The sequence below is a fragment of the Streptomyces sp. NPDC002773 genome (assembly GCF_040295605.1).
Lineage (GTDB): Bacteria > Actinomycetota > Actinomycetes > Streptomycetales > Streptomycetaceae > Streptomyces.
Map to the genome: position 1 here is coordinate 1 of NZ_JBEOVO010000028.1, position 20174 is coordinate 20174.

Annotated in this window: 22 protein-coding genes and 1 pseudogene; 4 read left to right on the top strand and 19 right to left on the bottom strand. The window is 71.7% G+C overall.

Translation table 11 applies throughout. The features are described from left to right. Window positions 1-188: pseudogene (locus ABT034_RS27060) on the bottom strand (hypothetical protein); the annotation flags it as partial. A gap of 131 nt (window positions 189-319) precedes the next feature. Here ABT034_RS27060 and ABT034_RS27065 point away from each other — a divergent pair. After that, entirely contained in the window at window positions 320-661 is a 342-nt protein-coding gene (locus ABT034_RS27065; protein ID WP_351219737.1) for a DUF192 domain-containing protein, read from the top strand. Here ABT034_RS27065 and ABT034_RS27070 read toward each other — a convergent pair. Together ABT034_RS27070 and ABT034_RS27075 are read right to left on the bottom strand one after the other, a co-directional pair. Continuing rightward, window positions 633-1814 carry a mannosyltransferase family protein gene (locus ABT034_RS27070; protein WP_351219631.1) on the bottom strand — a complete coding sequence of 394 codons (1182 nt, stop codon included), beginning with the start codon at window positions 1812-1814 and terminating at the stop codon, window positions 633-635. The two genes, ABT034_RS27065 and ABT034_RS27070, sit on opposite strands and share 29 nt — an antisense overlap. Window positions 1815-1845: 31 nt before the next feature. Further along, window positions 1846-2295, bottom strand: coding sequence for a hypothetical protein (locus tag ABT034_RS27075; RefSeq protein WP_351219633.1), 450 nt, complete (start codon window positions 2293-2295; stop codon window positions 1846-1848). 121 nt (window positions 2296-2416) lie between these two features. On the opposite strand from ABT034_RS27075, the gene ABT034_RS27080 reads away from it, so the two are divergent. Beyond that, window positions 2417-3349: a hypothetical protein gene (locus tag ABT034_RS27080; RefSeq protein WP_351219635.1), complete on the top strand. Its 933-nt coding sequence runs from the start codon at window positions 2417-2419 to the stop codon at window positions 3347-3349. On the opposite strand, the gene ABT034_RS27085 is transcribed toward ABT034_RS27080, so the two are convergent. The 12 genes from ABT034_RS27085 to ABT034_RS27140 all read right to left on the bottom strand — a co-directional run bounded on the left by ABT034_RS27085 (window position 3346) and on the right by ABT034_RS27140 (window position 12799). Continuing rightward, complete coding sequence (locus ABT034_RS27085) at window positions 3346-3978, bottom strand: OmpA family protein (RefSeq protein WP_351219637.1); 633 nt, start codon at window positions 3976-3978, stop codon at window positions 3346-3348. The two genes, ABT034_RS27080 and ABT034_RS27085, sit on opposite strands and share 4 nt — an antisense overlap. A gap of 9 nt (window positions 3979-3987) precedes the next feature. Then, complete coding sequence (locus tag ABT034_RS27090; protein WP_351219639.1) at window positions 3988-4569, bottom strand: hypothetical protein; 582 nt, start codon at window positions 4567-4569, stop codon at window positions 3988-3990. 28 nt (window positions 4570-4597) lie between these two features. Further along, a complete protein-coding gene (locus ABT034_RS27095) occupies window positions 4598-5173 on the bottom strand; it encodes a pilus assembly protein TadG-related protein (RefSeq protein WP_502973063.1) in 576 nt (191 codons plus the stop codon). Between the two features lie 56 nt (window positions 5174-5229). Next, the gene (locus ABT034_RS27100; RefSeq protein WP_351219641.1) at window positions 5230-5460 is read right to left on the bottom strand and encodes a Flp family type IVb pilin; all 231 of its coding nucleotides are present in this window, start codon (window positions 5458-5460) and stop codon (window positions 5230-5232) included. Between the two features lie 228 nt (window positions 5461-5688). After that, window positions 5689-6576, bottom strand: a complete 888-nt coding sequence (locus ABT034_RS27105; RefSeq protein WP_351219643.1) for a DUF5936 domain-containing protein — start codon at window positions 6574-6576, stop codon at window positions 5689-5691. Between the two features lie 16 nt (window positions 6577-6592). Continuing rightward, entirely contained in the window at window positions 6593-7534 is a 942-nt protein-coding gene (locus tag ABT034_RS27110) for a type II secretion system F family protein (RefSeq protein WP_351219645.1), read from the bottom strand. A gap of 40 nt (window positions 7535-7574) precedes the next feature. Beyond that, a complete protein-coding gene (locus ABT034_RS27115; protein ID WP_351219647.1) occupies window positions 7575-8921 on the bottom strand; it encodes a TadA family conjugal transfer-associated ATPase in 1347 nt (448 codons plus the stop codon). A 16-nt stretch (window positions 8922-8937) separates the two neighbouring features. Next, entirely contained in the window at window positions 8938-9321 is a 384-nt protein-coding gene (locus ABT034_RS27120) for a TadE/TadG family type IV pilus assembly protein (RefSeq protein ID WP_351219649.1), read from the bottom strand. Continuing rightward, a complete protein-coding gene (locus ABT034_RS27125) occupies window positions 9318-9677 on the bottom strand; it encodes a TadE/TadG family type IV pilus assembly protein (protein ID WP_351219651.1) in 360 nt (119 codons plus the stop codon). The genes ABT034_RS27120 and ABT034_RS27125 overlap by 4 nt, the downstream gene beginning before the upstream one ends. Before the next feature lie 21 nt (window positions 9678-9698). Next, on the bottom strand, window positions 9699-10964 hold the full coding sequence (locus tag ABT034_RS27130; protein ID WP_351219653.1) for a CpaE/TadZ family protein: 1266 nt from the start codon (window positions 10962-10964) through the stop codon (window positions 9699-9701). A gap of 7 nt (window positions 10965-10971) precedes the next feature. Beyond that, on the bottom strand, window positions 10972-11679 hold the full coding sequence (cpaB, locus tag ABT034_RS27135; RefSeq protein ID WP_351219655.1) for a Flp pilus assembly protein CpaB: 708 nt from the start codon (window positions 11677-11679) through the stop codon (window positions 10972-10974). 64 nt (window positions 11680-11743) lie between these two features. Further along, on the bottom strand, window positions 11744-12799 hold the full coding sequence (locus ABT034_RS27140) for a hypothetical protein (protein WP_351219657.1): 1056 nt from the start codon (window positions 12797-12799) through the stop codon (window positions 11744-11746). A 355-nt stretch (window positions 12800-13154) separates the two neighbouring features. Between ABT034_RS27140 and ABT034_RS27145 the strand changes: the two genes are divergently transcribed. Further along, window positions 13155-14882, top strand: coding sequence for a chitinase (locus ABT034_RS27145; RefSeq protein ID WP_351219659.1), 1728 nt, complete (start codon window positions 13155-13157; stop codon window positions 14880-14882). Window positions 14883-14949: 67 nt separating this feature from the next. On the opposite strand, the gene ABT034_RS27150 is transcribed toward ABT034_RS27145, so the two are convergent. Next, entirely contained in the window at window positions 14950-16221 is a 1272-nt protein-coding gene (locus ABT034_RS27150) for a serine/threonine-protein kinase (protein WP_502973064.1), read from the bottom strand. 91 nt (window positions 16222-16312) lie between these two features. Here ABT034_RS27150 and ABT034_RS27155 point away from each other — a divergent pair, with 91 nt between their 5' ends. Beyond that, on the top strand, window positions 16313-17674 hold the full coding sequence (locus tag ABT034_RS27155) for a M14 family metallopeptidase (RefSeq protein WP_351219663.1): 1362 nt from the start codon (window positions 16313-16315) through the stop codon (window positions 17672-17674). A gap of 93 nt (window positions 17675-17767) precedes the next feature. On the opposite strand, the gene ABT034_RS27160 is transcribed toward ABT034_RS27155, so the two are convergent. Genes ABT034_RS27160 through ABT034_RS27170 form a run of 3 tightly spaced genes read right to left on the bottom strand, consistent with a single transcriptional unit; the run spans window position 17768 to window position 20081 of the window. Continuing rightward, window positions 17768-18181, bottom strand: a complete 414-nt coding sequence (locus ABT034_RS27160) for a RidA family protein (protein WP_351219665.1) — start codon at window positions 18179-18181, stop codon at window positions 17768-17770. Next, entirely contained in the window at window positions 18178-18942 is a 765-nt protein-coding gene (locus tag ABT034_RS27165; RefSeq protein ID WP_351219667.1) for an IclR family transcriptional regulator, read from the bottom strand. Before ABT034_RS27165 ends, ABT034_RS27160 begins: the two co-directional genes overlap by 4 nt. After that, window positions 18939-20081 carry a sugar kinase gene (locus ABT034_RS27170; RefSeq protein ID WP_502973065.1) on the bottom strand — a complete coding sequence of 381 codons (1143 nt, stop codon included), beginning with the start codon at window positions 20079-20081 and terminating at the stop codon, window positions 18939-18941. The genes ABT034_RS27165 and ABT034_RS27170 overlap by 4 nt, the downstream gene beginning before the upstream one ends. Between the last annotated feature and the right edge of the window lie 93 nt (window positions 20082-20174).

The following is a 20174-nucleotide window of genomic DNA, read 5'->3' on the forward strand; positions in this document are numbered from 1 at the left end:
ATCTGGTCATCGGCGACATCGAGATCCGCCCGGCACAGCTGCGGGATCCCGAGATCTCCGGCATAGACCGCCTCCAGCACGTGTGAGTTCCGCTCGGACGCCACGGCGAGCCGGTACGCGGCGCGCGGCACGAGCAGGCCGACGGCAGCGCCCCAGAGGGCGGCGAGGGCGATCAACGTGACGTACACGGACCAGACCCTAGGGTCGGCGGGCCGCTACGGTCTGGCGCATGGGGAAATGGAGCACGGGGAGATGGCGCACGGGGGGATGGAGCTCGGGGAGATGGAGCTCCGGGAGATGGGCGGACGGGCGGGGGACGCTGACGGCCGCGTCCACGACGGTGCCGCTGGAGGTCGCGGCCTCGTACCGGGCGAGGCGGCGGGGATTGCTCGGCCGGGACGGGATCAAGGGGGCGTTGCTGATCACCCCGACGAACAGCGTGCACACCTTCGGCATGCGCTTCGCGATCGACGTGGCCTACCTCGACCGCTCGTTCAGGGTCCTGTCCGTGGTCACGATGCGGCCGGGGCGCCTCGGCATGGTCCGGCCGCGCGGCCGGCACGTCCTGGAGGCGGAGGCGGGAGCGATGGCGGCTTGGGGGCTGCGGCCGGGGACGCGGGTCTCCGTACACCTCACGGCGGGCCCGAACCGAGCAGGGTGAAGGCCCCGTACGCGCCGGAGGCCAGCGCGAGCCCGGCGAGGACGGGAACGGCGGTACGGGTCCTGGCCCTCGCCAGGGCCACGGCGGGCGGGAGGAGCAGCCCGAAGGCGGGCATCATCAGACGCGGCCGGGAGCCGAAGTACGCGGCGCCGACGAGCGAGACGAAGACGACACCGATCGTGTAGGCGAGCAGCGGCAACGGCTGTCGCTGCCGTATGCACAGCGCGACGAGCAAGCCGAGCAGCGCGAGGGCCGCGCACAGACCGAGGGCGGCGGGCCACGGCAGCCCGACGATGAACTGGGCGAGGGCGACACCGCCGTCTATGGAGTTGCCCCAGGCGGCCTGGACGTCGAAGTAGGCGGTGGGGCTGCCCTCACGGACACCGACGTGGACGATGTAGCCGAGCCAGCCGAGTGGGGCGATCAGGACCCCGACCACGGTCCGCAGGGGCAGCCGCCGGTCCCGTACGAGCATGGCGAGCGCCGTGATCCCGAGGGCGGCGATCAGCGCGGCGGCCGTCGGCCGGGTGAGCCCGGCGGCCACGCAGAGGGCGCCGGCCAGGATCCAGCGCCCGCGCAGGACCGCGTACAGCGACCAGGCGGCGAGGGCGGTGAACAGCGTCTCCGTGTACGCCATCGACTGGACGAACGCCGTCGGGTACACACCCCAGAGGACGGCGAGCACGACACCGGCGCGGGTCCCGAAGACCTGCGCCCCGCATCGGTGGATGCCCCAGGCGGCGACGAGCCCGGCGGTCCAGGAGACGAGGAGTCCTGCGGTGGCCGCGTCCATGGGGAGGACGGTGGAGAGGCCGCGCTCCAGGGCCGGGAGGAGCGGGAAGAAGGCCAGGTCGGAGTGGACGTCGCCGTTCGGCACCGTGATCTCGTACCCGTAGCCGTGTTCGGCGATCCGCACGTACCAGACGGAGTCCCAGCGCCCCTTGAGCCGGTGCAGCCCGTCCTCGCCGGTCGCGGCGGCGGCGATCGCGAGGACGGCGAGGCCGATGAGGCGGGTGGCGGCGTATCCGCCGAGGGCGAGGAGGGTGGGGTGGGTGGGCCGTGCGGGGAGGCTCGGCCGGGCGGGGCGGCTGGGAGGGGTGGGGCGGGTGAGACGTGTGGGAATGGTGGAACGGGTGGGACTGGGCACGAACATGTGCCCGATTATCCCGAGGTGGTCGGCAGGGTCAGCCGAGGGGCCTTATGCGGACGAACCGCGCGGCCATGACGGGACCGAGCTGATGGACGATGGCGTGTCCGGGCTCCTGCGGGGAGGGAAGGTCGCCGAGGAAGGACGTCACGATGACTTCGTCGATGCCGAGGACACCGCGACAGCTCTGCTCCTCCAGGAAGGCGAGGGTGCGCCGCCAGTCGGCGGCGGGGGCGGGGGCCTCGCCCGGTGCCTCGACCGGGGCCTCGACCGGGGCCTCGCCGAGGAAGGAACGGACGGTGTTCTGGACGACGTCCCAGAAGAACACGTGCGGCTGCACACCGCCTTGGTGGAGGACGTGGTTCTCGTACACGTCCCGGAACTCGGGGATCCGGCAGACGAGATCACTGACCAACTGCACGCTGGGCGTGGGACTTGGGGGCGGGCCGGCGGTCGGGCTCGGCGTCTCGCTGGGAATCGTCGCCATCTGTCCAGAATGCTCCTGCCCGCGGTACCTGTCCCCCGCCTTTGCACATTCCTGACGACGGCTTTCGGGAGGTTTTCCACAGGGGGTGCGAAGTATCCCTCTTCCGTGGATCGTTGGGCGTATGTACGAGTTGGCGATCCTCGCGAGGGGCGGGGTCCTCCTGACGGTCTGGGCGGTCGCGGCGGGTTGTCCGCCGGGAGGCCTGGCCGCCCGCCTGCGCCGCGACGGGTGGCAGCGGATCTGCCGGGGCGCGTGGGCGGCCCCGGGGAAGGAGGTGGACTGGAGGGTGCGGGCCACGGCGCTCCAACTCCTGCGCCCGGAGCTGGTGTGCAGCCACGGGACGGCGGCGGGGCTGCACCGCATCGAACGGCTCGGAGCGGCCCGGTGGGTCGACCTACTGGAGTTCACCGCGCTCCGACCGACCCGTTCGTCCCACCGCGACCTCATACGGGTCCACGCGACGAGATATCTGACGGACCATGACCGCACGACCCGCCGCGGCCTGCGGACGACGACGCCGGCGAGGACGGTCGGAGACCTCATACGGGGCTGCGGCAGCCGCGAGGAAGCGGTCGTGGCGGCGGACTCGGCGCTCGCGCGGCGGTGGGTCGGAGGAGTACGACGGGAGCCGCTCGTCCGGTACGAGCAACTCGGCGCCGAACTCGCCGCGCCCCGGCGGGGAGCGGCCCGCGCCCGGACCTGGCTGCGGCTGGCGGAGGCGGCGTCGGGCTCCCCCGCGGAGACGGTGGCGAGGCTGCGGATACGGGACGTCGGACTGTTCCCGGAGTCACAGCCACCACTGCGCACGGCGGACGGCCGGCTCCGGCTCCGCCCCGACTTCCTCTTCCGGGCGGAGGGCCTGGCGGTCGAGGTCGAGGGCTACGCCTTCCACGGCACCCGCCGCGCCCACGAACGGGACGTGGCCCGCTTCAACGCGCTGCAGTCCTGCCCGGAGGTGCGGCGGGTGCTGCGGTTCACGGCGGGGGAGGTGTTCCACCGCCCGGACCGCATGACGGCCACGATCCGGACGGCACTGGCGTCGCTGTCGCCCTAGGGAACGGAGGAGGAGCCGGAGGAGGAAGAGGTACGGGGGAAGGAGATCTCGACGCGGCGGTTCTTCTTCCGGCCCTCCTCGGTTCCGTTGTCGGCGATCGGGTAGTCCTCGCTGTACCCGCGGATGTCGAAGCTCGTCCCCGGGTCGAGACTCCGCGCGAGCACCTGCTGCACGGCGACGGCCCGCTGCTTCGACAGCTTGAGCCCGTGCTCGTACGTCCCGAGGTTGTCGGTGAACCCGAAGACCCGGACGCGTCCGGACCCGAGGTTGTTGATCTCGGCGGCGATGGCGGCGATGCGGGCGTGGGCGGCGGGCCCGAGCTTGGCGCTGTTCTTCGGGAAGAGCACCTCGGCCTGCAGCGCGAACGTCACGTCCACGTTGGTGTCCTGCCGCCGCTGCTGCCCGCCCTCCTCCTCGACGATCTGCTTGATGTCGAGGACCTTGGCGGCGGCGAGGGTGGCACCGTCGGGAAGCATGAGCCCGGGCGAGTTGGCATCGATGGCGGGCGGCGGGGCCGCGCTGCCGGCGGAGCCGGGCGGATCGTCGGCGTAGGCCATGGGCACGGCGAGGGGCCCCAGCGCGACGGAGGCGATGACAAGGGCGGCGAGGCGGCGGTAGGTCGTCGTCATGGCGTCGCCTCAGGAGAGTTTGAGGGTGGCGGGTTCGAAGGTGGGGAGCTGGAAGGAGACCTCGGTTGTGGAGGCGGGGGGTGCGGGGAATTGCATGAAGACGGCGGTGGACTTGCCGGGGCCGAGGCTGTCGAGCGCCGAGGTGGTCAGCGGTCGGCCGTCGGTGTCTCGCAGGACGTAGTAACGCTTCTTGCCGACGGAATCGACGAGGGTGGCTCCGCCCATCGAGTTGCCGTGCTTCACAACCTCGGTTTCGTCCCCCCGCATCTGCGAAGGAAGGGCGATGGCTGAGTCTGAAGTGTTCTTCAATCGGCCCTTAACAGTCAGGAAGCCTCCTGGATCACGTTCCGCAGAGTTGAGAGCAAGCTCCAAGCCCTTCTGTCCCTTCAGAACCGCCAGCGTCTCCAAAGGCTCCTCGACCGGCTGTGAGTCCTGTGTGGCCTCGCCCTTTGAAGGAACAGCCGTCGTCGTAGCCGACTTGTCCGCCTTCGGCTTCTCCTCCGCACCGCAGCCAGCCACCAAGAGTGCCACCGACGCAACGGCGACGAGGGCTACCGCTCCCCGGCGATTCCATGCGTACCGCACGCTCATGTACCGCTCTTCCTTTGCTCGTCGAAGGTCATTCGGACAGTCGAACGGTGAACAAATCGGTGGCGCCGGGAAGATGGGGATCCTCGGGATCGATGTCCCACGGCTCACCGCCGCAGGTGAGCCCGAGGATCGGACCGGGTTCCTCTTCCTCAGGCTCACCCGACGGTGGCGGGGACGGAGGCGCAGTCGGGGGCTCCGGAGGGGGTTCCGGCTTCTCGAACATGCAGCGCGGCTCGATCACCGCCCCGGCGGAAGCCGTGGCAGGATTCGCCTCGCCGCCCGTCGTAAGCACAGTCACTCTGAACCCGTTCTCCTCCGAGGACAGTGGCTCACAACCAGGCTCGGCCAGCTCAGCCCCGTTGCGGGACGCGAAGTCCGCCGCGCTGTCACACGCAGAGGCGTCGACGTACGTGTCACCCTTAAGGAATCCGCCCCACTGGTCTGGGTCGAGGATCACCCCGAGCCATCCCTCGCGCAATTGCTCCCTAGCGTCTTGCGCCGCCGCGAGGGCCGCCGCGTCGGCGGCAGTCTGGGCACTGTTTCGCGTAGAAGCAGCTTGCCCTACGGCGAAGTAGGCGAAGGCAAGGAAGAGCAGACCAGCCACGACCGCGATGTAGACAGGAAAGGCCTGTCCCTCATCTGTCCGCAGACGGCCTGCGACTACTCGCCGCCCCCGCCAGTGAGTTCGGTGATCTTCTGGGTAATGGCGTTCTTGATCGAGCTGCCGATATCCGTACCCGTGATCGCCACCACGATCGCCACCACCACCACAATGATCCCCAGATACTCGACCGCCGTCTGCCCCCGGTCCCGGTCCCGGTGCCCCGGTCGTGTCCAGGTGGTCAGTTCGAGCCTGGCCCTGGTCAAGGCCTTCAGCATCGCGTCGTTCATCGTCGTCCCCTCCGCGTACAGACGCCTGCGCTTGGGTCATCGGGTGGGCCCGGTGCCCTGCCAGGAGGCTATGGCCTCGGCCGTTGCGCCGGGGGTGGTTTGACGGATGGCGCGGCACGTCACCCTCGCGTCCATCACTCCACCTCCCTCACACTCCGTCCGCACTCTGGCACATCCTGTTGCGCGCGCGAAGGCCTTTCCCCCGAATATGTCACCGCGCATCCGCGCTCACTCCCCCGTCACCGACCCGAAGTCCGTGCCCGTGCCCAGGAACAGGCCCGCGCCCAGCAGGATCATCGTCGCCGGGACCATCAGCGTCGTGATCACCATCGTGGCCTTCGGGACGGCCTTCGCGGCCTTGCGGCGGGCGTTCTGGGCGTCCGTGCGGCGCATGTCGTTGGCGATCTGGATGAGGGTGTCCACGATCGGGGCGCCCAGCTCCTCGCCCTGCTGGAGCGCCGTCACGAACTGGGCGACCTGTTCCGAGTCGTTGCGGCGGCGCAGTTCGTCGAAGGCCTGGCGGCGGCTCACGCCCATGTCCATCTGGCGGAGCGTGATGCGGAGTTCGTCGGACCAGGGGCCCTCGTACTTCTCCGCGACCCGTTCGAGGGCCTGGCGGAAGCCGAGCCCCGCCGAGACGACGACGGCGAGGACGTCAAGGAAGTCCGGCAGCGTGCGTTCGATCTGGTCCTTGCGGATGCGGACCGCCGACCAGATCCCGACCTCCGTCCAGAACGCGCCGAAGGCGAACAGGAGGAGTGCGACCAGGAACGACCCCCGCGACAGCATCAGCAGGCCGCCCAGTACGCCCAGGAAGCCGTAGACCGCCCGTCTCGCCCCGTACCGGTCGATGGTGAGGCCGCCAGGGTTTCCCGCCAGGTCGATGCGTCGGCGGACCGCGTTGACCCTCTTCGGGCCCATCAGGCGGAGCACCGCGGGCGACCAGCGCATGCCCAGGCGGTCGACCGCCGAGTCGACGGCTCCGGTACGGGTCGCGCCGACCTCCAGGGCGAGTTTGAGGTCGTCGGGGATCTTGGCGTCCGCGCGGTAGAGGCGGACGCCGTACGCGGCCCCGGCCACGGCGAGCCCGGCGAGGAGGGCGAGGAGGAGGTCCACGGCGGCTGTCCCGTCCCTACACGTCGATCTTGGAGAAGCGGCGGATGGCGATGAAGCCCACCACGTACAGCGCGAACGCGGCGACGACGGCGAACTGTCCGATGCCCGAGCCGGTCATCCGGTCGAGGGCGCCGGGCTGCATGTTGTCGATGAGCAGCAGCGAACCGACGCCGATGACGGGCACGGAGTACGCGGTCATGCTCACCTGGGAGAGCTGGGTGCGGACCTCGCGCCGGGTCTCCTTGCGTTCCTCCAGGGTCTCGGTGAGGTTCCGCAGGGAGGAGACGACGGTGCCGCCGGCCCGGTTGGCGAGGACGAGGGTGGTGACGAGGACGACGAGTTCGCGGGAGGGGAGCCGTTCGGCCAGTTCCCCGAGGGCGTCGTCGAGGGAGGTGCCGACGGCCAGTTGCTGGGCCACCTTCTCCAGTTCGACCCCGGCGGGGGCCTCCAGCTCGTCGGCGGCCAGGCTGAGGGCCATCCGGAGGGCGAGCCCGGCCTGGGTGGCGTTGGCCAGGATGCGGGAGAGTTCGGGGAGCTGGTTGATGAACTTCTCGATGCGCTTCTGGCGCTGCCAGCTGAGGTAGCCCAGGGCGACCCAGATGCCGAGCAGTCCGCAGATCGGGCCGAAGAACGGCGACAGCGCGGCCTGGCCCACGATCCACAGGACGGCCACCGTCGCCGCCAGGGCCACCGTGAACTCGCCCGGGGTGACGTCGAGGCCGGTGGCCGCGATCCGCAGCTCCAGTTTCCGGCCGAGGGCCGTCCGCCGGACCCGCCGGTCGATGCCCCGGAAGCGCCGTCTGCGGCGGCCGGCGGCGTCGGGCGCGGCGGACTCGTCGAGTCGGGCGACGAGTTCCGCGTGCCGGCGGGCCCCGTTCGCGTACACCTGGACGCCGACGATGCCCAGGACGCAGGCGAGCAGGGTCGCGCCCGTGGTCAGCCAGAAGGGGTCGGTCATCGCTCCGCCTCTCGGGTGGCGAGATGGACGCCGGTCATCGTCATTCCGCCTCTCGGGTGGCCAGGTGGGCGTCGGTCGCGGCCACCCCGAAGGCCTGCGGGATGGGCTGGCCCGCCAGGTAGAGCCGCTCCGCGACCCGCCTCGGCAGCGGGTGGTATGTGAACTGCCCGTACACCCGTCCGTCGGCGGCGACCGGCTGGGCGTGGAAGCGGCAGACCGTGGCGAGCAGGAAGCGTTCGCGCCCGTGGGAGGCGAGGACGGAGATCTCGGTGATGCGGCGGGTGCCGTCGGGGTGCCGGGTGAGCTGGACGAGGACGTCGACCGCGCTGTTGATCTGGTCCCGGAGCGCCTCGAACGGCACCTTGACCTCCGACATCGACGCCAAGGTCTGGAGCCGCATCAAGGCGTCCTCCGCCGAGTTGGCGTGGACGGTGGCGAGGGAGCCGTCGTGGCCCGTCGACATGGCCTGGAGCATGTCGAGGGTCTCGCCGCCGCGTACCTCTCCGACGATGATCCGGTCGGGGCGCATGCGGAGCGAGTTGCGGACGAGGTCGCGGATGGAGATGGCTCCGCGACCCTCGATGTTCGGCGGGCGGGCCTCCAGGCGGATCACGTGGGACTGCTGGAGCTGGAGTTCCGCCGAGTCCTCGATGGTGATGATCCGTTCGCCGTCCGGGACGAGACCGGAGAGGGCGTTGAGGAGGGTGGTCTTCCCGGTGCCGGTTGCGCCCGAGACGATCAGGTTGAACTTGGCCTGAACCAGTCCCGACAGGAGGAGCAGCATCTGCTCGTCGAGGGACCCCAGGCCGAGCATCTCGTGGAGCGTGTACGCGCGGGGGAAACGGCGGATGGTGAGGGTGGCCCCGGTGAGCGAGAGCGGCGGGATGATGACGTTGACGCGCTCGCCGGAGGGGAGCCGGGCGTCGACCATCGGGTTCGACTCGTCGACACGCCGGTTGACCGTGGACACGATCCGCTCGATGGTCTGCATCAGCTGGTCGTGGGAGGCGAAGCGGAGCGGGAGGAGCTCGACGCGGCCGTTGCGCTCGATGAAGATCTGGTCGGGGCCGTTGACCATGATCTCGGTGATGGAGGCGTCTTCGAGGAGCGGTTCGAGTACGCCGAGCCCGAGGGCCTCGTCGACGACGCGGCGGATCAGCTGGGCCCGCTCGGCCGTGGAGAGGACCGGGCCCTCACGGCTGATGATGTGCCCGAGGACGCGTTCGAGGCGGGCCCGGCGCTCGGCGGCCGCGAGCGCGGACATCTCGGTGAGGTCGATCTCCTCCAGGAGCTTGGCGCGGAAGGAGGCGACGAGGTGCCCGTCCTCCCGGGCGGCGGCGGTGCCGCCGCGCTCCTCGGGGGCGTTGATGCGGCTGCGCAGGCTCATGCTTCGTCGTCCCTTCTCACTCGTCCTCCTCGGGCAGGCGCATGGTGGCGGTCTTCCGCACGTCGCCGAAGTTCTCCACGAAGGGGACGACGGACGGGATCGTCACGATCACGGTGACGGTGACCTCGCCGCCGCCCGTGGAGTCGACCGAGACGGAAGGGTCGATCCAGCCACTCACGGCGGCGGCACCGGCCGTCTGTGCATCGGGACCGTCCTCCGCATCAGTGCTCGCCGCCCGCGCGGCCGCACGGGCCGCCGTGCCCGCCTGCTGCGCGGCGTACGCGGCGATGCCGAGCTGGAGCCCGGCGAGGCCGACGAGCAGGAGGATCGGCAGGAAGCCGAGGTACTCGATGGCGACCTGGCCACGGTCGCGCCGATTCCTGCGCAGGTCTCTGCTCATGGCGTGAGGTCCCTCTCGTCCACGGCCCCTGCCTCGCTCACGACGGGGAAGAGACCTCCCACGCCCGGGACGAGGACCGGCACGTCCACGGAGATCCGGACGTGGACCATGCCGCCGCTCGTGTCGCCGCAACCTCCGCCGGAGACGCTCCAGGCGCCGTCGATGTGGCGGCGGGCAGCAGCTTCACCGTCGTCGCCGACGGCGCACGCCCGCGCCGCCTCGTCCGCCGCGTTCCCCGCGAGCGTGTAGGTGTAGCCGACCAGGACGACCTGCCAGAGCAGTGCGAAGGTGAGCAGGATCAACGGCACCATGCCCAGGAACTCGATGGCCACCTGTCCCCTGTCGTCCCTGCTCACGTCCCGGTGCGTACGCATCGCTCAGCGTCCTCCGGCGCGGCGCCGCAGCCCCAGCGAGCCCCGGTCGCCCGCCCGCGCGAGCTGCTTGCCGGGCTTGCCGTGGGTCGCGGCGGCGGGGGCTCCGACCAGGCCCAGCTCGCCCGCGAGGGCCCACAGCGCCTGCTTGACGGTCGACTTGGCGTCGAGTTCGTGCAGCCGGCCCGCGTCGACGACGGCCTGGAGTTCCTTGAAGTGGGCGGGGACGGCGACACCCGCGATCCGGGTGCCGGTGATCTTCTGGACGAGGGGTGGCTGGATCTCGGCGGAGCGGTGGTGGCGGTTGACCACGGTGACCGTCTCCTCGGCCTTGCGGACCTGGAGCCGGTCCCACATGCGTACGGTCCGTTTGGCGGCCCGGACGGCGACGACGTCGGGGGTGGCGACGAGCAGGGCGGTGTCGGCCATCTCGATGGCGGCGGCGTTGGCGCTGTTGAGCTGGGAGCCGCAGTCGACGACGACGACCTCGTGCCGGCCGCGCAGGGCACTGACGATCTGGCGGGTGGCGCGGTCGGTGACCTCTTCGCCGCGTTCGCCCTCCGCCGGGGCGAGGAGCAGCGAGAGGCCGGTCTCGTGGACGTACAGGGCGTCCTGGAGGACACGCGGCGAGATGTCGTTGATGGAGGCGAGGTCGGCGACGGAGCGCCGGAACTGGACGTCGAGGTAGGAGGCGATGTCGCCGCTCTGGAGGTCCATGTCGACGAGGGCGACGGTGCGGCCGGAGGCGCGGGCCGCGAGGGCGAGGTGGACGGCGGTGACGGTGGTGCCGACTCCGCCCTTGGCGCCACTCACGGTGACGACGGTGCCGCCGGGGCCTGTGACCTGCTCGGCGGCCCCGCCGAGGTGGCGGCGGACGCCGACGGACCACTGGGCGGCGGCCTGGACGCGGCTGGCGAGCTCCTCGTAACCGAGGGGGAGGGTGACGAGTCCTCGGGCGCCGGAGTCCATGGCGGCGGAGAAGAGGACGGGGCTGGCGTCGGCGGTGATGAGGACGACGCCGACGGCGGGGAAGCGGAGGGCGACCTCGCGGACGAGTTCGAGCGCGGGGACGGGCCCGATCCGCTCGTGGACGAGGACGACCTCGGGGAGTTCGTCGAGGGAGGCGGCGGCGAGGCGGGCGAGGGTGTCGACGAGCTGGGTGGAGTCGGTGACCGGCGGGGCGGGTTCGGCGTCGGGGAGCTGGCCGATCAGGGTGGTGACGGACCGGGCCGCGTCGGGGTCGCCGACGGCCGGCAGGATCCTGGTGGTCATACCGGCCTCACTTGTCCTTTTCGAGCGTGTAGGTGCGGTCGCTCTGGTCGGCCGGGGCGCCGCCGGTGGTGGGGGCGACGAGGGCGAGGCGTACGTGCTCGGCGAAGGACTCGGCGTACGCGACGCGCTGGGTGTCGAGGGTGGAGAGCGCGAAGCTGATCGGGACGGCCTGGGAGGTGCGGCTGGAGTTGTCGGAGCTGTCGCGGATGGGGGTGAGCTTGCCGACGGAGAGGACGCGGGCGCCGGCGACGATCATCCGCGACTGGGAGGCGTCGCCCTTGTTCTCGCCGGCGAAGGTGGCGTAGATGTTGACGGTGGCGCCGGCGTTGATCTTTCCGGCGACGCCGGTCGCCGCGTCGACCATGATCGCGATCTCCTGCTGTCCCGGCTGGAGTTCGGGCTGCTCGACGATCATGTCGGTCTGGAGGAGCGAGCCGGCCTTGAGTCTCGTGACGGCGATCCTGCCCTGGATCTGGCGGAGGTCGGTGACGGCGGTCTCCGAGAGCCAGCGCTTCGGCATGGTGATCTTCTCGAAGGAGCTCGCGGTCAGCGGTGCGTAGGGGGCCACGTCCTTCTTGATCCGGTACGCGGTGGTCTCCGGGCCGACCTTGGAGTTCACGTCGCTGATGACGGCGAGGACACCGGCGAAGGCCCCGAGGGCGCACAGGACGGACAGCAGCAGCAGGATGACGCCGCGGCGCTGGCGGGAGTTCATGGCCGTACTTCCTCGGTCGGAGACGTGGGTCCGGGCGGGCGGGGCGGGCGGGGCGAGGGGCGCTTCACGGCAGGGCGCGGACGGAGGGAGGTCCGGTGTGCCCGCCGGAGCCGAGGGCGCGGGCGCCGGTGTGCGCGCCGGGCCCGAGGGCGCGCGTGCCGGTGTGCCCGCCGGAGCCGGAGCCGGAGCCGATACCGGAGCCGGAGCCACTACCCGAGCCGGACCCGACACCCGAGCCGGACCCGAGACCCGAGCCCGACCCGATGCCGCGCGCGCCCGGTTCCGGCGGCGCCGCCCCCGCGCTCAGCGGGGACCCGCAGAAGCCGCAGCGGTCGCCGATGAGGTCCATCGTGCACCAGTGGCAGGTCTCGCGCCGTACGGAGGAGACGAGTTGGTAGAGGACGGGGAGGTCGGGGAGGTACGCGGCGAACTCGACGAGTTTTCCGGTGCCCCACCAGCCGGGTGAGGTCTCGGGCAGCGGGGTCTCCTGAGTGGCGCCCTGGATCCGCCAGCGGGGCACGAGGGTGGTGGTGGGCCAGTCGGTCTGGAGCTGGCCGCGGGCGAGGAGGAGTTCGGTGGTGAACTCGGGGCCCGCGAGGGGCGTCTCGCCGTTGCCGACGCGCGTGATCTGCGGGGTCGGTCCCGCGAGTACGGCGAAGTGGGCGCCGGGCAGCCAGCTCTTGAGGTGGGAGCCGAGGCTGACGGGGACGCGGTCGAGCCGGGAGACGGAGCCGAGGACGGCGCCCGCGTAGATGTAGTGGGCGAGCAGCCGGGCGGCGGAGGCGAGGACGCCGGGGCTGAAGTCGCAGCCCGCCAACTGCCGCAGCTGCCGGACGAGTACGGCGGCGCCGAGGGGCGGCAGGTCGGTGCGGACCAGGGCGATCCGGTCGCTTTCGAGCAGGGCGCGGACGGCGTGCAGCCGGTTCTCGACGGCGGCAGGGGCGGAGGTGGGGCAGACGACGACCACGTGCCCGTACCGGGCGAGGAGCTGCTGCATGTCGGCGACGGACGCGTCGAGCGACTGCGTCCCGGGAGCCGGCAGGACGGCGGCGTGCGGGGTTCCGGGGTCGGTCGGCGGCAGCACCAGGTCGGCGCTGGTGACCGCGATCGCTGTCGCCACGTCGGACCCCCCGTCCCCTCCGGCCTCCGGGCTCACGGGGGCCGTGGATCACTTACCGCGTTCACGGCATCACCGCAGGGTGCTGCCGCCTCTGCACCCTATCCACGTCCCCCGGGGTGGTGAACACACAATCCGCCAAGCTGTCCCCATTTCTTTGGGCTCGGGGTTCGAGCCGCGCGGCGCGCCCGGGTTCCGCCCGAACAGCGCTTGTTGCCAGAGGTCTTGACAACGCGATTGGTCTGGACCAGCTTGTTCCGACAACGGTGGCCACCGTCCGCACCTCCCACTGATCCGCCCCTCCGTACGACGACGAAGACGTACGGCACCTCCACATCCCCAACTCCCCCACCGGAGGATGCACGTGGACCGCACCACCACCCGCCGCGAGGCCACCGCGCAAGGCCGCCGCTGGCTCGGCGGAGCCCTCGCGCTCGCCGTCGGCTCCGGGCTCGTCCTCGTCGGCGGAGCCGGCACCGCGCAGGCGGCCGACGTCAACGTCGCCAAGAACGCCGGCTTCGAGAGCGGCCTCACCAACTGGGCCTGTTCCGCCGGGAGCGGCGCCGCCGTCTCCTCCCCGGTCCGCACCGGCGCCGGCGCCCTCAGGGCCACCCCGGCCGGGCTCGACAACGCCAAGTGCGTGCAGACCGTGGCCGTGAAGCCCAACTCGACGTACAAGCTCAGCGCCTGGGTCCAGGGCGGCTACGCCTACCTCGGCGCGACCGGCACCGGCACCACCGACGTCTCCACCTGGACGCCCGACAGCGCCGCGTGGAAGCAGCTCACGACAACCTTCACCACCGGGGCGAGCACGACCTCCGTCCAGATCTACACCCACGGCTGGTACGGCACCTCCCCCTACCTCGTCGACGACGTCAGCGTCTTCGGTCCCGACGGGGGCGGCGGCCAGGACCCCGACCCGGTCGTCCCGGCCACCCCGGCCGGCCTCGCGGCGGGCACGGTCACCACGAATTCGGTCGCCCTCAGCTGGGGCGCGGTCTCCGGCGCCACCGGCTACAAGGTGTACCGCGACGGCGCCAACCCGCAGACCGTCAGCGGTACGTCGACGACCGTCACCGGACTCAGCGCCGACACCGCGTACCAGTTCCAGGTCGCCGCGACGAACTCCGCGGGCGAGTCCGCGAAGTCCTCGGCCGTGTCGGCGCGGACCGCGAAGACCACCGACCCGGGCCCCGGCCCGGCCGTCCCGAAGCACGCCCTCACCGGCTACTGGCAGAACTTCAACAACGGCGCCGCGGTCCAGAAGCTGCGGGACGTCCAGGCGCAGTACGACATCATCGCCGTCTCCTTCGCCGACTCGACGGCCACGCCCGGCCAGATCGTCTTCAACCTCGACCCGGCCGTCGGCTACGCCTCGGTCGCCGACTTCAAGGCGGACATCGCCGCGAAGAAGGCCGCCGGCAAGTCGGTCATCATCTCGGTCGGCGGCGAGAAGGGGAACGTCACGATCAACAGTGACGCCTCCGCGACCGCCTTCGCCAACAGCACGTACGCCCTGATGCAGGAGTACGGCTTCAACGGCGTCGACATCGACCTCGAACACGGCATCAACTCCACCTACCTGACCAAGGCGCTGCGCCAGCTCTCCGCCAAGGCGGGCTCCTCCATGGTCCTGACGATGGCCCCGCAGACCATCGACATGCAGAACACCGGCACGGAGTACTTCAAGACCGCGCTCGCCGTGAAGGACATCCTCACGGTCGTCAACATGCAGTACTACAACAGCGGTTCGATGCTGGGCTGCGACGGCAAGGTGTACAGCCAGGGCTCGGTCGACTTCCTCACCGCGCTCGCCTGCATCCAGCTCCAGGGCGGCCTCGCCCCGTCCCAGGTCGGCCTGGGCGTCCCCGCCTCCACGCGGGGCGCGGGCAGCGGCTACGTCGACCCGCAGATCGTGAAGAACGCGCTCGACTGCCTCACCAGGGGCACCGGCTGCGGCACCTTCAAGCCCGCCCAGACCTGGCCGTCGCTGCGCGGCGCCATGACCTGGTCGACCAACTGGGACGCGACGGCGGGCAACGCCTGGTCGAACGCGGTCGGACCGCACGTCCACAACCTGCCGTAACGCTTCCTCCCGTACGGGAACCGCAGCGCCGCCGCTCACCCGGCGGCGCTGCGTCATTTCCGTACCCTCACACGGGCAGGTACCGGGCGAGCACCGGGTCGAGCCGGAGGATCCACTCGTCGACCCGGGCGGCCCCGCGGCCGTCGACCTCGCAGTCGAAGACGGAACCGTCGTGGAGGTGGACGGTGACACGCAGCGCCCGGCCGCGCCGGACGCGCTCGTACCGTACGGCCCCGATCTCGGCCCAGCCGAAGTCGGCCTCCTCGCCGACGAGGTGCAGGGACACCCCGTCCGCGTCGACGGCGATGCCGGAGCTCCGGTCGGCGGCGACGAAGTCCGGCGCGGGCAGCGGCGGTACGGAGGGCTGCGGGGGTACGAGGAGGGTGGCGGGATGCGGTACGAAGCCGGGGACGGCGACGTCGGCAGGCTGCGTAGGCAGCGCGTAGGAAGGCAGGGGAACGGCGTCAGCGGGAGCAGGCCCGGGCACAGGATCAGAGGCGGCAACAGGCGCGGGATCAGCCACCGAAACAGACATCACCCCCACCCCCAGCTCGTCCAGAATCTCCTCCGGCGTAGGCCGTTCGGCCGGGTTCTTCGCGAGGCAGCGGCCGACGAGCCCGCGCAGCGCCTCCGGCACGGTGGCCAGGTCCGGGGCCTCGTGGACCGCCCGGTACATGAGGCCCATCGGCGTGCCGTCCCCGAAGGGCCGTCCGCCGGCCGCCGCGACGAGAACCGCGCCCAGGGCGAAGACGTCGGCGGCGCCCGTCACCTCCTCGCCGAGGGCCTGTTCGGGGGCGAGGTAGCCGGGGGTGCCGAAGGCGGAGCCGGTGGCGGTGAGGCGGGTCGACTCCACCGCGCGGGCGATGCCGAAGTCGAGGACGCGCGGCCCGTCGGAGGCCATGACGATGTTGCCGGGCTTGAGGTCGCGGTGGACGAGCCCGCAGGCGTGGATGGCCTCCAGGGCCTCGGCGAGCGCGGCGCCGAGCGAGCGCAGCCGCTCCCCGCCCATGGGTCCCTGGGCGAGGACGAGCGCCGAGAGGGTGGGGCCGGGGATGTAGGCGGTGGCGAGCCAGGGCGCCTCGGCGTCGGGGTCGGCGTCGACGACCTGCGCGGTGTGGAAGCCGCCGACCTGCCGGGCCGCGGCGACCTCGGCGCGGAAGCGCGCGCGGAAGGACGGGTCGGCGGCGAGTTCCGGCCGCGCCACTTTGACGGCGACGGCACGCCCGCCGCGCGATCGGGCCAGATAGACGGTGCCCATGCCGCCTTCGCCTAGCTTGTGTTCGATGACGTATCTGCCGATGAGGATCCCCACGCGGGACAGTATGGCCGAACCCGTCATCTTGACCGGTCCATGACATGGCGCCACCATGTGGGCCGGACACCCGCACGAGTTTGTCGCACACCCCCACACTCCCCACCCAGGAGACAGCATGCGACGTCCCACCCGCGGCAGAAGGTCCGCCACCCTCGCGGCCCTCGTGGCGCTCGCCCTCGCGGCGCCCCTCTCCGCCCTCTCCTCACCCGCCGGGGCCGACCCGGCGCCGACCGCCGCCCGCATCGCCGCCGGTGCGGAGGAGGTGATCCGGCAGTACGAGGTCGCCGGGCCCTCCACCCCGGCCGCCCGCACCGCGCTCCTGGCCACCGGCGTCTCGATCGACGAGGTCGACGCCCGGTCGGTCGTCGTCAGCGCCAACACCGAACAGCTCAGGAACCTCAAGGCGCTCGGCTACAAGCCGGTCGCGCTGCCCGGCCCGCCGAACCGCGCGACCGAGGGCGAACACGACCACTCCGTCGGCCCGCTCGACTTCCCCTCCGCGGACGCGAGGTACCACAACTACGCGGAGATGAACGCGGAGATCGACCAGCGGCTCGCCGCCTATCCGTCCATCATGCGCAAGCAGGTGATCGGGAAGTCCTACCAGGGCCGGGACATCATCGCCATCAAGATCAGCGACAACGTCGCCACCGACGAGAACGAGCCCGAGGCCCTCTTCACCCACCACCAGCACGCCCGCGAGCACCTCACCGTCGAGATGGCGCTCTACCTGCTGCGTGAACTCGGCGCGGGCTACGGCAGCGACTCCCGGGTCACGGGCGCCGTGAACGGCCGCGAGATCTGGATCGTGCCGGACCTCAACCCGGACGGCGGCGAGTACGACATCGCCAGCGGCTCCTACCGCAGCTGGCGCAAGAACCGGCAGCCGAACTCCGGCTCGTCGTACATCGGCACGGACATGAACCGGAACTGGAACTACAAGTGGGGCTGCTGCGGTGGCTCCTCAAGCTCCAAGAGCTCCGAGACGTACCGCGGCACGGCCCCCGAGTCGGCCCCCGAGGTGAAGGTCGTCGCCGACTTCGTGCGCTCCCGGGTGGTCGGCGGCAAGCAGCAGATCACCGCGGCCATCGACTTCCACACGTACAGCGAACTGGTGCTCTGGCCCTTCGGCTACACCACCGCGAACACCGCCCCGGGCATGACCCAGGACGACCGGGACGCCTTCGCGACCGTCGGCGGCAAGATGGCCGCGAGCAACGGCTACACGCCCGAGCAGTCCAGCGACCTCTACATCACGGACGGCTCGATCGACGACTACCTGTGGGGCGTCCACAAGATCTTCGGCTACACCTTCGAGATGTACCCGGCGTCGTCCTCGGGCGGCGGCTTCTACCCGCCCGACGAGGTCATCGAACGCGAGACGAGCCGCAACCGCGACGCGGTCCTCCAACTCCTGGAGAACGCGGACTGCATGTACCGCTCGATCGGCAAGCAGGCGCAGTACTGCACGACCTGACGGGCCCGTACGTACGTGGGAAAGGGCGCCCCGGCGGTGATCCGCCGGGGCGCCCTGCCGTGGCCGCCGCCGCTCCGGACCCGCCCCGCGGGCTCAGCCGAGTACGGCGAGGGCGTCGATCTCGATGAGGAGGCCGGTGGGGAGGCCGACGTAGACGGTCGTGCGGGCGGAGGCGGGGGCCTTGAGGTTCTGGTCCTCGAAGTAGTCGTTGTAGACCGCGTTCATCTCGGCGAAGTGGTCCACGTCCGTGAGGTAGACGCGCATCATCATCACGTCGTCCCAGCTCGCGCCGCCCTCCTCCAGGATCGCCTTGACGTTGGCGAAGGTCTGGAGGGTCTGCTCGCGCAGCGTCGGGCCCGCGACCGTGGGGGCCTGGCCCTCGACGGCGGGCAGGAAGCCGACCTGGCCGGCGACCTGGAGGATGTTCCCCTTCTTCACGCCGTGCGAGAACTTCGCGGGCGGGGCGGTGTGGGTGGCGGGGGTGAGGGCGGTCTTCTCGATGGTCATGCGCTGGCTTCCTTCGTCGGGGCTTCGCCGGAGTACTCGCGGCTGATGGCGTCCGCGGTGCCGCGCACCTGCGGGAGGAGGGAGAGGAGTTCCTCGGCCGTGACGACCACGTTGGGCGCCGAGACCGACATGGCGGCGACGACGCGTCCGTCGGCGCCGCGGATGGGGGCGCCCACGCAGTTGATGGACTCCTCGTGGCCGCCGAGGTCGGTGGCCCACCCCTGTTCGCGTACGGTCGCCAGCTCCTGGAGGAAGGCGGCGGCGTTCGGGGTCGAACGGGGGGTGTACGGGGGGTAGTCGAGCTTGCCGGCGACGGCGCGGCGCTCGGGCTCGGGCAGGTCGGCGAGGAGCAGCTTGGCGACGGCGGCGACGGTGATCGCCACGGGCTTGCCGATGCGCGAGTACATACGGACCGGGTAGCGGCTCTCGACCTTGTCGATGTAGACGACCTCGCCCTCCTCGTACACGGCGAGGTGGACGGTGTGCCCGATCCGCTCGTTGAGGGCCGTGAGGTACGGGTGGGCGATCTCCCGGATGTCGAGGTTCTCGACGGCTTCCTGCGCGAGGGCGAAGAGCCGGGCCCCGAGGCGGTAGCGGTGGTCCTGCTGCCGGTGGACGAGACCGTGCTCATGGAGGGTGCGCAGCAGCCGCAGGGCCGTGGACTTGTGCACGCCGAGCCGCTCGGCGACCTGTCCGAGGTCGGCGGGGCCCTGGGCGAGCAGCGGCAGGATGCTGAGCGCCCGGTCGACGGTCTGGCTCATGGCGTACGTACCTCCTGGTCGGGGCCATGGTGGCCCCCGGTCGGGTCCGGGCCGTCGTCGTCCCCGGCCTGGTCGGGGCCCTGGCGCACCGTCCAGCCGGGGCCGAGGTGAAGTGTCCCCCAGGCGGCCTCGTCGAGCGCGGCCAGCCGGTCGGCGTGGTCGCGGCGGGGCGGTGCGGCAAGGTCGCCGGGCACGGTGAGGGCGGCGGCGGCCATGAGGTGCCCGTGCCGGAGCCGGGCCCGCGGGTCGAGCCCGCGGAGGGCGGCGGAGAGGTACCCGGCGGCGAAGGCGTCGCCCGCGCCGACGGGGGCGACGATGCCGACGCGGGGGGCGGGGGCGTGGGTGACGGTGTCGGGGGCCCCTTGGGCGGCAGATCCAGCCCGTCCGGCGTGTGAGGACCCGGGTCCGGGGCGGAGCCCCGGTTCGGGAAGGGGCGGGGTGGGGAAAGAAGCCGCGCAGCGCTCGAACACCACCGCCCCCTCCCCACCCCGCTTCACCACGAGCCCCGCCGGCTCCGGCAGCATCCGCCGTATCGCTGCCGGATCGGCGACACCCCACAGCACCTCCGCCTCATCCGCCCCCACGAACACGAGGTCCGCCCGCCGGGCGAGTTCGAGCAGTACCTCGGCGGCGACGCCGGGACCCCTCCCCCACAGCCCGGGCCGGTGGTTGACGTCGAAGGAGACCAGCGGGCGCCCGGGCCGGGGCGCCGTGAGCTCCCGCATCAGCGACAGGCAGTCGGCGGACAGCGCGGCCGTGATGCCGGTGAGGTGGAGGATCCGCGCGTCGGCGACGGAGGAGTACGGGACGGTGTCCGGCGACATGGCCGACGCGGCCGAGCCCGCCCGGTAGTAGACGACCTCGTGGGTGTCGGAGGCCCGGTCGGTGGCGGTGCGGAAGTAGACGCCGGTCGGCCGGTGCGGGTCGCGGCGGACGGCGCCGACGTCGACCCCGTACGCGCCGATCGTCTCCACCAGGTGGTCGCCGAACCCGTCCCGGCCGACGCGGCCGACCCACCTCACGCGGTGCCCGGCGGCCGCGAGGGCGCAGGCGACGTTGGACTCGGCGCCGCCGATCGCGCGGGTGAAGGCGGGGACGTCGGCGAGGCGGCCCGGGCGGCCGGGAAGGAAGGTGACCATGGACTCACCGAGGCATGCAACGTCCGGCGGGGCGTGCGAGGGCGCGTCCACGGGCACGTGTGCGCTCACTCCGGGCTCCCTGCTCGCTCCTCC

Bases quoted from the DNA above. Each gene is read 5' to 3' on its own strand.
- ABT034_RS27085 (WP_351219637.1), bottom strand. From the start codon at position 3,978: ATGACGACGACCTACCGCCGCCTCGCCGCCCTTGTCATCGCCTCCGTC.
- ABT034_RS27120 (WP_351219649.1), bottom strand. From the start codon at position 9,321: ATGAGCAGAGACCTGCGCAGGAATCGGCGCGACCGTGGCCAGGTCGCC.
- ABT034_RS27130 (WP_351219653.1), bottom strand. From the start codon at position 10,964: ATGACCACCAGGATCCTGCCGGCCGTCGGCGACCCCGACGCGGCCCGG.
- ABT034_RS27145 (WP_351219659.1), top strand. From the start codon at position 13,155: ATGCACGTGGACCGCACCACCACCCGCCGCGAGGCCACCGCGCAAGGC.
- ABT034_RS27170 (WP_502973065.1), bottom strand. From the start codon at position 20,081: ATGGTCACCTTCCTTCCCGGCCGCCCGGGCCGCCTCGCCGACGTCCCC.
- ABT034_RS27150 (WP_502973064.1), bottom strand. From the start codon at position 16,221: ATGACGGGTTCGGCCATACTGTCCCGCGTGGGGATCCTCATCGGCAGA.
- ABT034_RS27080 (WP_351219635.1), top strand. From the start codon at position 2,417: ATGTACGAGTTGGCGATCCTCGCGAGGGGCGGGGTCCTCCTGACGGTC.
- ABT034_RS27165 (WP_351219667.1), bottom strand. From the start codon at position 18,942: ATGAGCCAGACCGTCGACCGGGCGCTCAGCATCCTGCCGCTGCTCGCC.
- ABT034_RS27090 (WP_351219639.1), bottom strand. From the start codon at position 4,569: ATGAGCGTGCGGTACGCATGGAATCGCCGGGGAGCGGTAGCCCTCGTC.
- cpaB (WP_351219655.1), bottom strand. From the start codon at position 11,679: ATGAACTCCCGCCAGCGCCGCGGCGTCATCCTGCTGCTGCTGTCCGTC.
- ABT034_RS27075 (WP_351219633.1), bottom strand. From the start codon at position 2,295: ATGGCGACGATTCCCAGCGAGACGCCGAGCCCGACCGCCGGCCCGCCC.
- ABT034_RS27155 (WP_351219663.1), top strand. From the start codon at position 16,313: ATGCGACGTCCCACCCGCGGCAGAAGGTCCGCCACCCTCGCGGCCCTC.
- ABT034_RS27110 (WP_351219645.1), bottom strand. From the start codon at position 7,534: ATGACCGACCCCTTCTGGCTGACCACGGGCGCGACCCTGCTCGCCTGC.
- ABT034_RS27115 (WP_351219647.1), bottom strand. From the start codon at position 8,921: ATGAGCCTGCGCAGCCGCATCAACGCCCCCGAGGAGCGCGGCGGCACC.
- ABT034_RS27100 (WP_351219641.1), bottom strand. From the start codon at position 5,460: ATGAACGACGCGATGCTGAAGGCCTTGACCAGGGCCAGGCTCGAACTG.
- ABT034_RS27070 (WP_351219631.1), bottom strand. From the start codon at position 1,814: ATGTTCGTGCCCAGTCCCACCCGTTCCACCATTCCCACACGTCTCACC.
- ABT034_RS27160 (WP_351219665.1), bottom strand. From the start codon at position 18,181: ATGACCATCGAGAAGACCGCCCTCACCCCCGCCACCCACACCGCCCCG.